The organism is Caballeronia sp. LZ019 (assembly GCF_031450825.1).
In the GTDB taxonomy this organism is placed as follows: domain Bacteria; phylum Pseudomonadota; class Gammaproteobacteria; order Burkholderiales; family Burkholderiaceae; genus Caballeronia.
Genome location: NZ_JARTVZ010000005.1, coordinates 1,571,380 through 1,582,917, shown reverse-complemented (window position 1 = coordinate 1,582,917; position 11,538 = coordinate 1,571,380). Strand labels below are relative to the sequence as shown.

Here is an 11,538-nt window from a genome sequence, read left to right as displayed (position 1 = left end):
GAGTTTCGGGGGCGAACGCCACGCTCCATGCGGCGCGGCGAAGAAACGCCTTTGGTATACTCCGCGAATGATAGCGAAAATCAATGGCGACCGGGCGCTGGCGCTGGCTCGCAACGTAATTCAGATCGAAGCCGACGCCGTTCGCGGGCTCTCAGACCTTCTCGACCACAACTTCACGAGCGCAGTCGAAACGTTGCTCGGCTGTCGCGGGCGGGTGGTCGTGTCGGGCATCGGCAAGTCGGGACACGTCGCGCGCAAATTCGCAGCGACGCTCGCGAGCACCGGCACGCCGGCGTTCTTCGTGCATCCGGCCGAAGCGAGCCACGGCGACCTCGGCATGGTCACCGCCGACGACATATTTATCGCGCTGTCCAACTCCGGCGAGACCGAAGAACTCGTCGCCATCCTGCCGCTCATCAAGCGCCTCGGTGCGAAACTCATCGCCATTACGGGGCGTCCCGAATCGAGCCTCGCGCAACTGGCGGACATGCATCTGAACGCGCGCGTCGAAAAAGAAGCCTGCCCGATGAACCTCGCGCCCACGGCCAGCACCACGGCCGCGATGGCGCTCGGCGATGCGCTCGCCGTCGCCGTGCTCGACGCGCGCGGCTTCGGCCCCGACGACTTCGCGCGCTCGCATCCCGGCGGCGCGCTCGGCCGGCGCTTGTTGACCTACGTGCGCGACGTGATGCGCATCGGCGATGAAATCCCGCTCGTGCCGCTCGGCGCGACCGTATCGGACGCGCTGTTCCAGATCACCGACAAGCGCATGGGCATGACCGCCGTGGTGAACGAAAACCGGCACGTCGAAGGCATCTTCACGGACGGCGACCTGCGCCGCATCCTTCAGCGCGACGGCGACTTCCGTTCGCTGAAGCTCGCCGACGTGATGACGCGCAATCCGCGCACGATCGGCCCGGACCATCTCGCCGTCGAAGCCGTGGAACTGATGGAGCGTTATCGCATCAATCAGATGCTGGTCGTCGACGAAAACGCGACGCTGATCGGCGCACTGAACATGCACGACCTCTTCTCCAAGAAGGTAATTTGATGGCGCAGAAGCCTTCCCCCGCCGTCGAGCGCGCGAGCCGCATCCGGCTCATGGCGTTCGATATCGACGGCGTCTTCACCGACGGCAGCCTGTACTTCACCGCCACCGGCGACACGATGAAGTCGTTCAATTCGCTCGACGGCTATGGCCTGAAGCAACTGGAGCGCATCGGCGTGCAGACGGCGATCATCACCGGGCGGCAGTCGGGCATCGTCGCGGCGCGGGCGAAGGAACTGGGCATCACGCATCTCTATCAGGGCGTCGAAGACAAGACCGTCGCGCTCGAAGAACTGCTCGCGAAGACCGGCATTTCCGCCACCGACGCCGGCTACATGGGCGACGACTGGCCCGATCTCGCCGTGATGGGCCGCTGCGGCTTCGCGGCCGCGCCGGCGAACGCGCATCCCGAAGTCGTGCAGCGCGTCCACTTCGTCGCGACGCTGCGTGGCGGCCACGGCGCCGTGCGCGAAGTCTGCGATGCAATCCTGCGCGCGCAAGGCCGCTACGACGACATGCTCGCCGCAGCGCTCGGAGCCTGACACGATGCCGCACACCCGACGCCTCGCCTCGCTCCTGCCGCTGCTCGCGATGGCGGCGCTCGCGGGCATCACCTACTGGCTGCTGCAGGCGACGCTGCCGTCCGCGCCCGAAGCGCCGGAGCAGGCGAAGCGCCACACGCCCGACTACTTCGCGGACAACTTCTCCGTCTCCGAACTTGATACGACCGGCACCACGCAATATCGCCTGACCGCGAAATCGATGCTTCACTACGAGGACGATGAAATCAGCGAGCTGACGCTGCCGGCCATGCGCATGTTCCAGCCGCAGAAGCCGACCGTCACCGCCACGGCGGAGCGCGGCACGGTGAACGGCGACGTTTCCATCGTCGATCTGTACGACAACGCGCGGATTCTTCGCGCCGCCGGTTTCGGCGATCCGCAGATGCAGGCGGATTCGCAGCATTTTCGCGTGCTGGTGAACGACGATGTCATCGAAACGGAAAAGCCGGTTAAACTTCAGCGCGGTCCGTCGGTGATGACCGCCAACGGCATGAACTACAACAACGTCACCCGGGAAATGAAGCTCTTCGGTAACGTGCGCGGCGCCATCGCCGCCTCGGATATCAACGGCGGCGCTTCCAGGTAATCCGATCCCGGGACATTCCTTCCGAACTGTGACTGCATGAATCAAAGCTTCCTTCGTCCCGCTGGCGGCCCCGTGCGCGCAACCCTCGCGCACCGCGCTGCATGCGCCAGGCGGGTGATGCGAGCCGCGCTGTCCGCCGCCGTCGCCACGCTCGTCGCGCTGCCGCTCGCGGGTTTCGCGCCGGCCGCGCACGCCGAAAAGGCCGATCGCGACAAGCCGCTCAACATCGAAGCGGACAATATGTCCTACGACGATCTGAACCAGAAGAATGTCTTCACCGGTCATGTCGTCGCGACGAAAGGCACCATCATCATCCGCGCCGATCGCGTCGAGGTGACGCAGGACCCGCAGGGTTATCAATACGCGACGGGCACGTCGAGCGGCAATTCGCTCTCGTACTTCCGGCAGAAGCGGGACAACGTCAACGAGTACATCGAAGGCAACGCCGTGCGTATCGACTATGACGGCAAGAACGACTTCACCAAGCTGACGACGCGGGCCGTCGTGCGCCGCCTGCAGGGCCTGACGACGGTTCAGGACGAGGTGCGCGGCAGCGTCATCACCTACGACGGTCAGAAGGACTTCTATACCGCATCGGCAGGCAAGGACGTCGCCGGTCCCGGCAATCCGAGCGGCCGCGTGCGCGCGATGCTCGCGCCGCGTTCGGGCGGCGCCGCGCCGCTCAACGGATCGCCCGCGACCCTCGCACCGTCAACCACCATTCAAGGAACGCCGCAGCAGTGAACGCCTCCGCCACGCCTCAAGCCAAGCCGGACGGCAAGTCGAGCTCGCTCGTCGTCCGCAATCTGAAGAAGCGTTACGGCTCGCGAACGGTGGTCAAGGACGTGTCGCTCGACGTGAAGAGCGGCGAAGTAGTCGGTCTGCTCGGGCCGAACGGCGCGGGCAAAACCACGTCGTTCTATATGATCGTCGGCCTCGTGCCGCTCGATGCCGGCGACATCGACCTCGACGGCAACTCCATCAGCCTGCTGCCGATTCATCAGCGCGCGCACCTCGGGCTGTCGTATCTGCCGCAGGAAGCATCGGTGTTCAGGAAGCTGACCGTCGAGCAGAACATCCGCGCGGTGCTCGAACTGCAAACGGACGCGTCGGGCAAGCGGCTGTCGAAGGACGTCATCACGCAGCGCGCAGAAGCGCTGCTCGACGAACTGCAGATTGCGCATCTGCGCGAGAATCCGGCGCTGTCGCTGTCGGGTGGCGAACGGCGTCGCGTGGAAATTGCGCGGGCGCTCGCTACGAATCCGAGCTTCATCCTGCTCGACGAGCCGTTCGCGGGCGTCGATCCGATCGCCGTGCTGGAAATTCAGAAGATCGTGAAGTTCCTGAAGCAGCGCAACATCGGCGTGCTCATCACGGATCACAACGTGCGCGAGACGCTCGGCATCTGCGACCATGCGTACATCATCAGCGACGGCACCGTGCTCGCGGCCGGCGCGCCGAGCGAGATCATCGAGAACGAGAGCGTGCGCCGCGTGTATCTCGGCGAACATTTCCGCATGTAGCGCCCATCCCGCGATGCGGATGATCGACCGATCAGCACGCCGCATCGAACGACAGTAGCAAAACTTACGTGCCGCCCGCCGAGGCGGCACGCGCTTTTTTGGATTCGCTGCGAGGTTTCGCGCGCGTGGCAAACTCTCTACAATGAATAAAACTTTGCCATGAAAGCCAGCCTCCAACTCCGCCTATCGCAGCATCTTGCGCTGACCCCGCAACTGCAGCAGTCCATCCGGCTGCTGCAGTTGTTGACGCTCGAATTGCAGCAGGAAGTGGCAATGGCCGTCGCGCAGAACCCGCTGCTGGAAAACGAAGACGACTGGATCGCGAGCCCGCTGCGCGTCGCCGCCGACGGTTCGCTCATCACCTCGCCCGCTGCCAGCGGCGCCGCGCCCGAGCCGATGATGAACAACGGCTCCAGCTCGACGTCATCGAGTTCCGAACGTTCGGAAAATAGCGAGCCGCGGGGCGTCGACGAATACAACGGCATGAGTTCAGACGGCGGCACGGATTCCAGTTCGTGGAATCTGGAAGACTATGGCCGCTCGAACAACGCGTCGGATGACGACGATCTCCCGCCGCTCCAGATCCACGAATCGACAACCACGCTGCGCGATCATCTGACCGCGCAACTGCGCATGACGCAGGCGAATCAGCGCGATCGCGCGCTCATCACGTTCCTCATCGAATCGCTCGACGAGGACGGTTATCTGACCGCTTCGCTCGACGAGATTCAGGCGGATTTGCCGGACGAGCTGGAAGTGGATGTCGATGAACTCAGCGCGGCACTGGCGTTGCTGCAGAGCTTCGACCCGCCGGGTGTCGGGGGGCGGTCGGCGTCGGAATGCCTGAAGCTGCAGTTACTGCGGCTCGATGCCTCTCCCACGCGAACATTGGCGCTCGATATCGTCACGAATCACCTGGAATTGCTCGCCGCGCGCGACTTCACGCGGCTGCGCAAGCAACTCAAGGCTAGCGACGATGCGCTGCGGGAAGCGCACTTGCTGATCAAATCGCTCGAGCCGTTTCCGGGCGCCGCGTACGGCAAGAGCGAAGCGGACTACGTGGTGCCCGACATTCTCGTGCGCAAGTTGGCGGGCGGCTGGACGGCGGAGCTGAATCCGGAGATCGTGCCGAAGCTCCGGATCAACCACCTGTACGCGAATATCCTGCGGAACAATCGCGGCGATCCCGGCAGCGGTTCACTGCGTCAGCAATTGCAGGAAGCGCGCTGGCTGATCAAGAACATCCAGCAGCGTTTCGAGACCATTTTGCGTGTCGCGCAGGCTATTGTCGAACGTCAGAAGAACTTCTTCGCACATGGCGAAATCGCCATGCGGCCCTTGGTTTTAAGGGAAATTGCTGATACGCTGGGCTTGCACGAATCGACGGTTTCGCGCGTGACGACCGGGAAGTACATGCTCACCCCATTCGGGACGCTTGAATTTAAGTACTTCTTCGGATCGCACGTTTCGACCGACACGGGGGGCGCGGCGTCGTCAACGGCCATTCGTGCCCTCATCAAGCAACTGATAGGAGCGGAAGACCCTAAAACTCCTCTTTCAGACAGCCGCATCGCCGAACTGCTGGCGGAACAGGGCTTCGTGGTTGCGCGGCGCACCGTTGCCAAGTACCGCGAAGCGCTCAGAATCCCCGCAGTGAATCTGCGCAAGTCTCTTTGATCCCGTCTCTGTGATCCGCCGCATGTCGTGGCGGATTTTTACCGGCCGTATCGCGCGAGCGAGTACGAGCCGGCCGGTGCGGCCCGTTCCTTGCGCGTCATCAGACAGCACACGGACGGGCGCCCCGCCGACCGGTATCGGGCAAGCCGCCGTGGTTCAACGGCCATTAGCTTGGAGAGCAACTATGAATCTGAAGATCAGTGGACACCACCTCGAATTGACGCCTGCGTTGCGCGAGTTTGTGATCACGAAGCTGGACAGAGTGCTCCGTCATTTCGATCAAGTGATGGATGCCAACGTTGTCCTCTCGGTCGACACTCATAGTAGGGAAAAGGACAAGCGCAACAAGGCGGAAATCAACCTTCACCTGAAGGGCAAGGACATCTTCATCGAGAGTTGTGACGCTGATATGTACGCGGCGATCGACCTGATGGTCGACAAGCTGGACCGGCAGGTCATCAGACACAAGGACAAAATTCAGGGCCACGCCCATGAAGCCGTGAAGTATCGCGACGAAGTGCACCAGAGCGAAGCGCCGTCGCCGTGAGCGCAACGGACAGGAACCCGCGAGCGTCGTCAGGCGCATGACCGGCAAGCCCGCCTGTGAAACGGCGGGCGTAATTCGAAGACTTCCTCGAATCGCCGGAGCGCCCCGGCGGACTCGCAACCCGTCAAAGCCGCCGATTGGCGGCTTTTTCGTTGCACTTTGCGTGGCGGCGTGGCACAAAGCATTGATTTTCTGAACTTTGTGCTGCACATTCCAATGCAGCGATACGTCATGGCGCGGCGCACCATCGCGCTATGGGCTGTTCTATAATGGCCCGGTTATTTTCGGGTTGCCGAACAGAACGCTGCAGGGAACGCCGCAAGCGCACCTTTCGTTTCATCATCGCCGTGAGCGCTTTCAGACAGCAGCCACGATGAGGAGCTATCAGGCCACGCATCAGCCTGCCAACATGAATCGTTTAGCCAAATTTCTTCCCATCGAGAATGTCGTTCTCGGACTGTCCGTCACAAGCAAGAAGCGCGTATTCGAGCAAGCGGGCCTGATCTTCGAGAACCAGAACGGCATCGCCCGCAGTACCGTTACGGACAACCTCTTCGCTCGTGAACGCCTCGGCTCGACTGGCCTCGGTGAAGGCGTCGCCATCCCGCATGGCCGCATCAAGGGGCTGAAGCAGCCGCTCGCTGCCTTCGTGCGCCTGGCGGAACCCGTCGCGTTCGAATCGCCGGACGGGCAGCCCGTGTCGCTGCTGATCTTCCTGCTCGTGCCCGAACAGGCCACGCAGCAGCATCTGGAAATCCTCTCGGAGATTGCGCAACTGCTCTCCGACGTCGAGGCGCGCGAGCGTCTGCACAAGGAAGAAAATCGTGAGGCGCTGTATCAGGTCCTCACGCAATGGCAGCCGTAATCGCGCCTGTACCGGCAGACCGCATCCAGGGCGCCTCCCGCGCCGCTCGGGGCGCACGGGCGTCTCGCGCAGGCGGTGCTTCTGCGGCACAATCGGTCAAAAGCAGCGCCATGCGGCGAATCGAAGCGGACCGCTCCGACACGCGAAGGCTGCTCCCGGCTTCCAACGGAGTCCCGGCCTCATGGATACGTCCAGCATCAACGCCCAAAGTATTTTCGACGACAACGCCGCCGCTCTGAAGCTCAGTTGGCTTACCGGGCATGAAGGCTGGGAACGCGGGTTCTCGAGCGAGACGGTCGCGAACGCGACGTCCAGTGCCGACCTGGTCGGCCACCTGAACCTGATTCACCCCAACCGCATCCAGGTGCTCGGCGACGCCGAGATCAACTATTACCAGCGCCAGTCGGACGAGGACCGCTCGCGCCATATGGCCGAACTGATCGCGCTCGAACCGCCGTTTCTGGTCGTTGCCGGCGAAGTGGGCGCGCCGCCCGAACTCGTGCTTCGCTGCACGCGTTCGTCCACACCGCTCTTCACGACGCGCATGTCGGCGGCCGCGGTCATCGACAGCCTGCGCGCGTATATGTCGCGCATTCTCGCGCCGCGAGCGACGCTGCACGGCGTGTTCATCGACATCCTCGGGATGGGCGTGCTTCTCACCGGCGATTCCGGCCTCGGCAAGAGCGAACTCGGCCTCGAACTGATCAGCCGCGGACACGGCCTGGTGGCCGACGACGCCGTCGATTTCGTGCGGCTCGGCCCGGATTTCGTCGAAGGACGCTGCCCGCCGCTGCTGCAAAATCTGCTCGAGGTGCGTGGTCTCGGCCTGCTCGACATCAAGACGATCTTCGGCGAAACCGCCGTGCGCCGGAAGATGAAGCTGAAGCTGATCGTGCAGCTCGTGCGCCGTCCGGACGGCGAGTTCCAGCGCTTGCCGCTGGAGAGCCAGACCGTCGATGTGCTCGGCCTGCCGATCAGCAAAGTGACGATTCAGGTCGCGGCGGGCCGCAACCTTGCGGTGCTGGTGGAGGCGGCCGTGCGCAATACGATTCTGCAACTGCGCGGCATCGATACGTTGCGCGACTTCATGGATCGTCAGCGGCTCGCGATGCAGGACCCGGACAGCCAGTTTCCCGGCAAACTGATCTGACGCGCGCGCGGCCAGATTCGTTCACATGCCGGTGCTAAGATAAAGCGAACGAGCACATCCCCATGCGTATCATCCTGATCACCGGCATTTCCGGCTCCGGCAAGTCCGTCGCCCTGAACGCGCTCGAAGACGGCGGCTACTACTGCGTCGACAACCTGCCTCCGCGCTTTCTGCCCGACCTCGCCGCGTATCTCGCGGGCGAAGGACAGCAACGGCTCGCCGTCGCGATCGACGCCCGTTCCAGCCTTTCGCTCGACGAAGTCCCGGCGATCATCAACAACCTGTCGAGCGCCTACGACCTGCGCGTGCTGTTTCTCAACGCGAGCACGCAATCGCTCATTCAGCGTTTCTCGGAGACGCGCCGCCGCCATCCGCTGTCGGGTCCGCCGGTGCATGACGCAAGCGTCGGCGTGCTGAATTCACTCGGCGAAGCGATCGAGCGCGAGCGCGAACTCGTCGCGGGCCTCGCCGAATACGGCCACCACATCGATACCAGCAATCTGCGCGCGAACGTACTGCGCGCATGGGTGAAACGCTTCGTCGAAACGGACGCCGCCGATCTCACGCTGATGTTCGAATCGTTCGGGTTCAAGCGCGGCGTGCCGCTCGACGCCGATCTCGTGTTCGACGTCCGCACGCTGCCGAATCCCTACTACGATCGCGAGCTGCGGCCTTTCACGGGCCTCGATCAGCCGATCATCGACTATCTGTCCGCGCAGCCGCTGGCGGGCGAGATGATCGACGATATCGGCGGATTCGTCGGTAAATGGCTGCCGCGCTTTCGCGACGACAACCGCAGCTATCTGACGGTCGCGATCGGCTGCACGGGCGGGCAGCATCGTTCGGTGTATATCGCGGAGGCGCTTGCCGCGCGCTTTCGCGAGCAGGCAAACGTGATCGTGCGGCATCGTGATGCGCCCATCCCGGTGGATGGCAGCGCGACGCACATGCGAAACTGATCGCCGCTTGCGGTCCACCCTGGAGGGGCGCGATGTCCTCGAATCCCGTTCTAGCCGACTTGCCGCTGTTTCCGCTTCACACCGTCCTGTTCCCCGGCGGCATGCTGCCGCTCAAAATCTTCGAGGCGCGCTACCTCGACATGGCGCGGGCCTGTCTGCGCGAGGGCACGCCGTTCGGCGTGTGTCTGCTGAAGAGCGGGCATGAGATCGCCTCCCCGGGCGATCCTTCGGTGCCCGAGTCTGTCGGCTGCCTCGCGGAAATCACCGAATGCGACGTCGATACTTTCGGGCTGCTGCTCGTGCAGGCGCGTGGCACGGAACGCTTCCGGCTGGTCACGCATCGCGTCGAGCCGAGCAATCTCCTCGTCGGCACAGCGGAGCTATACGGCGAGGATCGTCCGCTGCAGGGCGCCGAGGCGCTCGCGAAGTTCGGCGCCTGCGCGGAAGTGCTGGAGCGGATCATCGAGACGATCAGGACGCGCGAGCCGCAGAACCTGCCGTTTGTCGAGCCCTTTCTGTTGGACGACCCCACGTGGGTGTCGAACCGCCTCGCCGAAATCCTGCCGATCCCGATGCGCGCCCGCCAGAAGCTAATGGAGCTGCTCGATGCCGGCGCGCGCATCGACGTCGTGCATCACTACATGCAGCATCATCAACTGCTTTAGATCAGCGAGCCGGTGAGCGCGTCGAGCAGCTTGCGCACGGGCGCGGGCACGCCGAACGAATCGATGCGCGATAGCGGCGCCCATACGGTGCCGGCATCCATCGCCTCTGCCGGCGCGCCGCGCGCCTGCCCGAGCCGAGGCTCGATCTGCAGCTTGAAGTGCGTGAACGTATGCGATAGCGGCGCGAGGCGCTCCAGATCCGCTTCGCCACCGAAGTTGCGGGCGACAGCCACGAGCGCCGCTTCGTCGGGCGCTTCGGGCAGGCTCCACAAGCCGCCCCAGATGCCCGTCGGCGGACGCTTTTCGAGCAGGATCGAATCTCCGTCCTTCAGTACCAGCATCCACGTATTGCGGGTCGGCACCGCCTTCTTCGGGCGCGCAGTCGGCAGTTCGCGCTGCCTTCCCTCGACATTCGCGACGCAATCCGCGGCGAACGGACAGCGTGCGCAATCCGGCTTGCCGCGCACGCAGAGCGTCGCACCGAGATCCATCAGCCCTTGCGTGTAGGCGGTGACGTCTTCCTTGTCGGCAGCGTCGGGCAACAGCGATTCCGCCAGCGTCCACATCGCGTTCTCGACGCGCTTCTCGCCCGGAAAGCCTTCGACGCCGAACACGCGTGCAAGCACGCGCTTTACGTTGCCGTCGAGAATCGTCGCCCGCGCGCCGAACGCGAACGATGCGATCGCCGCCGCCGTCGATCGCCCGATGCCGGGCAACTCCGCGAGTGCATCGACCGTCTGCGGGAACGCGCCGCCATGCTGACAGGCGACGACCTGCGCGCAGCGATGCAGATTTCGCGCGCGCGAGTAGTAGCCGAGGCCGGCCCACAGCGCCATGACGTCGTCGATGAGCGCATGGGCGAGCACGGTCACAGTCGGGAATCGTTCGAGAAACCGCGCATAGTACGGGATGACAGTGGAAACCTGCGTCTGCTGCAGCATGATCTCCGAAAGCCAGATGCGATACGCATCGCGCGTGTTCTGCCACGGCAGGTCATGCCGGCCGTGAATCATTTGCCACGCGATCAGACGGGCGGAAAAATCTTTGAGTGCGAGCATGAAAGTTAGCGTTGGCAGCGCGGACAAAAGTACGTCGACCGCTGCCCCTGGACGATTTGCCTGATCGCCGTGCCGCACACGTGACACGGCAGGCCCGCGCGATCATAGACGAAGTAGTCGAGCTGGAAGTATCCCGACTCGCCGTTGCTGCCGACGAAATCGCGCAGCGTGCTGCCGCCTTTTTCGATGGCCGCGGCGAGCGTCGCGCGCACGGCGTCGGCGAGCAGGTCATAACGCACGAGCGAGATGCGCCCGGCTGCGGTCGTCGGCCGGATACCCGCGCGAAAGAGGCTCTCCGACGCATAGATATTTCCCACGCCCACGACGATATCCCCCGCCAGCAGCGCCTGTTTCACCGATACCTTGCGTCCGCGCGTCGCCCGAAACAGGACCGCGCCAGAGAACTCCGGCGAGAACGGCTCGACGCCGAGGCTCGCAAGCAGCGGATGATCGAGCACGTCGCCGTCGCTGCGGGGATGCCAGAGAATGGCGCCGAAGCGGCGCGGATCGCGGAAGCGGAGGATGAAGTCGTCGAAGACCAGATCGACGTGATCGTGTTTCGCGGCATCCGGCGGTCGCGGCACATTGCGCAAGACGCGCAGCGTGCCGGTCATCCCGAGATGGACGATGAGCCAGCCTTGCGCCGTCTCGAACAGCAGATACTTGCCGCGCCGCTCGACCTTGTCGATCTTCAACGCTGCGAGCGTCCTTGCGAGGTGCTGCGGGATGGGCCAGCGCAGCGCCGGCGTGCGCACGTCAACGTGTTCGACGCGCCTTCCCGCGACGTAGGGTTCGATTCCCCGGCGGGTAACTTCGACTTCCGGCAGTTCTGGCATTTTCCTGGAGAGAGACTTGCTGGGGCGAGTGTGCCGGTATTTTAGCGACCGCGTTACAATC

General features: G+C 63.8%; 13 protein-coding genes. 11 read left to right on the top strand and 2 right to left on the bottom strand.

The annotated features are described in order from the left end of the window. The first annotated feature begins 67 nt into the window (after window positions 1-67). From kdsD to P9255_RS20845, 11 genes are all read left to right on the top strand, one after another. Window positions 68-1,051 (top strand): arabinose 5-phosphate isomerase KdsD, encoded by a 984-nt coding sequence (gene kdsD / locus P9255_RS20895; RefSeq protein ID WP_309763422.1) that lies wholly within the window; start codon window positions 68-70, stop codon window positions 1,049-1,051. Next, entirely contained in the window at window positions 1,051-1,590 is a 540-nt protein-coding gene (locus P9255_RS20890) for an HAD family hydrolase (RefSeq protein WP_309763423.1), read from the top strand. Before kdsD ends, P9255_RS20890 begins: the two co-directional genes overlap by 1 nt. Before the next feature lie 4 nt (window positions 1,591-1,594). Continuing rightward, window positions 1,595-2,197 (top strand): LPS export ABC transporter periplasmic protein LptC, encoded by a 603-nt coding sequence (gene lptC, locus P9255_RS20885; RefSeq protein ID WP_309763424.1) that lies wholly within the window; start codon window positions 1,595-1,597, stop codon window positions 2,195-2,197. 36 nt (window positions 2,198-2,233) lie between these two features. Continuing rightward, window positions 2,234-2,941, top strand: coding sequence for a lipopolysaccharide transport periplasmic protein LptA (gene lptA / locus P9255_RS20880; protein ID WP_404980381.1), 708 nt, complete (start codon window positions 2,234-2,236; stop codon window positions 2,939-2,941). Continuing rightward, entirely contained in the window at window positions 2,938-3,720 is a 783-nt protein-coding gene (gene lptB, locus P9255_RS20875) for an LPS export ABC transporter ATP-binding protein (protein WP_309763425.1), read from the top strand. The genes lptA and lptB overlap by 4 nt, the downstream gene beginning before the upstream one ends. A 159-nt stretch (window positions 3,721-3,879) precedes the next feature. Then, the gene (locus P9255_RS20870; protein WP_309790394.1) at window positions 3,880-5,397 is read left to right on the top strand and encodes an RNA polymerase factor sigma-54; all 1,518 of its coding nucleotides are present in this window, start codon (window positions 3,880-3,882) and stop codon (window positions 5,395-5,397) included. A 184-nt stretch (window positions 5,398-5,581) separates the two neighbouring features. Continuing rightward, window positions 5,582-5,944, top strand: a complete 363-nt coding sequence (gene hpf, locus P9255_RS20865) for a ribosome hibernation-promoting factor, HPF/YfiA family (protein ID WP_309763427.1) — start codon at window positions 5,582-5,584, stop codon at window positions 5,942-5,944. A gap of 409 nt (window positions 5,945-6,353) precedes the next feature. Continuing rightward, a complete protein-coding gene (ptsN, locus tag P9255_RS20860) occupies window positions 6,354-6,809 on the top strand; it encodes a PTS IIA-like nitrogen regulatory protein PtsN (RefSeq protein ID WP_309763428.1) in 456 nt (151 codons plus the stop codon). A gap of 181 nt (window positions 6,810-6,990) precedes the next feature. Beyond that, the gene (gene hprK, locus P9255_RS20855) at window positions 6,991-7,959 is read left to right on the top strand and encodes an HPr(Ser) kinase/phosphatase (protein WP_008351692.1); all 969 of its coding nucleotides are present in this window, start codon (window positions 6,991-6,993) and stop codon (window positions 7,957-7,959) included. A gap of 62 nt (window positions 7,960-8,021) precedes the next feature. Then, window positions 8,022-8,918 (top strand): RNase adapter RapZ, encoded by an 897-nt coding sequence (gene rapZ, locus P9255_RS20850; protein ID WP_309763429.1) that lies wholly within the window; start codon window positions 8,022-8,024, stop codon window positions 8,916-8,918. 32 nt (window positions 8,919-8,950) lie between these two features. Further along, window positions 8,951-9,583 (top strand): LON peptidase substrate-binding domain-containing protein, encoded by a 633-nt coding sequence (locus P9255_RS20845; protein ID WP_309763430.1) that lies wholly within the window; start codon window positions 8,951-8,953, stop codon window positions 9,581-9,583. Here P9255_RS20845 and mutY read toward each other — a convergent pair. Continuing rightward, complete coding sequence (gene mutY / locus P9255_RS20840; RefSeq protein WP_309790393.1) at window positions 9,580-10,641, bottom strand: A/G-specific adenine glycosylase; 1,062 nt, start codon at window positions 10,639-10,641, stop codon at window positions 9,580-9,582. The two genes, P9255_RS20845 and mutY, sit on opposite strands and share 4 nt — an antisense overlap. Window positions 10,642-10,646: 5 nt before the next feature. After that, window positions 10,647-11,477 carry a bifunctional DNA-formamidopyrimidine glycosylase/DNA-(apurinic or apyrimidinic site) lyase gene (mutM, locus tag P9255_RS20835; RefSeq protein ID WP_309763432.1) on the bottom strand — a complete coding sequence of 277 codons (831 nt, stop codon included), beginning with the start codon at window positions 11,475-11,477 and terminating at the stop codon, window positions 10,647-10,649. Between the last annotated feature and the right edge of the window lie 61 nt (window positions 11,478-11,538).

Coding starts and splice junctions, on each gene's coding strand:
- kdsD (WP_309763422.1), top strand. CDS start 68: ATGATAGCGAAAATCAATGGCGACCGGGCGCTGGCGCTGGCTCGCAAC.
- P9255_RS20890 (WP_309763423.1), top strand. CDS start 1,051: ATGGCGCAGAAGCCTTCCCCCGCCGTCGAGCGCGCGAGCCGCATCCGG.
- lptC (WP_309763424.1), top strand. CDS start 1,595: ATGCCGCACACCCGACGCCTCGCCTCGCTCCTGCCGCTGCTCGCGATG.
- lptA (WP_404980381.1), top strand. CDS start 2,234: ATGAATCAAAGCTTCCTTCGTCCCGCTGGCGGCCCCGTGCGCGCAACC.
- P9255_RS20870 (WP_309790394.1), top strand. CDS start 3,880: ATGAAAGCCAGCCTCCAACTCCGCCTATCGCAGCATCTTGCGCTGACC.
- hpf (WP_309763427.1), top strand. CDS start 5,582: ATGAATCTGAAGATCAGTGGACACCACCTCGAATTGACGCCTGCGTTG.
- ptsN (WP_309763428.1), top strand. CDS start 6,354: ATGAATCGTTTAGCCAAATTTCTTCCCATCGAGAATGTCGTTCTCGGA.
- hprK (WP_008351692.1), top strand. CDS start 6,991: ATGGATACGTCCAGCATCAACGCCCAAAGTATTTTCGACGACAACGCC.
- rapZ (WP_309763429.1), top strand. CDS start 8,022: ATGCGTATCATCCTGATCACCGGCATTTCCGGCTCCGGCAAGTCCGTC.
- P9255_RS20845 (WP_309763430.1), top strand. CDS start 8,951: ATGTCCTCGAATCCCGTTCTAGCCGACTTGCCGCTGTTTCCGCTTCAC.
- mutY (WP_309790393.1), bottom strand. CDS start 10,641: ATGCTCGCACTCAAAGATTTTTCCGCCCGTCTGATCGCGTGGCAAATG.
- mutM (WP_309763432.1), bottom strand. CDS start 11,477: ATGCCAGAACTGCCGGAAGTCGAAGTTACCCGCCGGGGAATCGAACCC.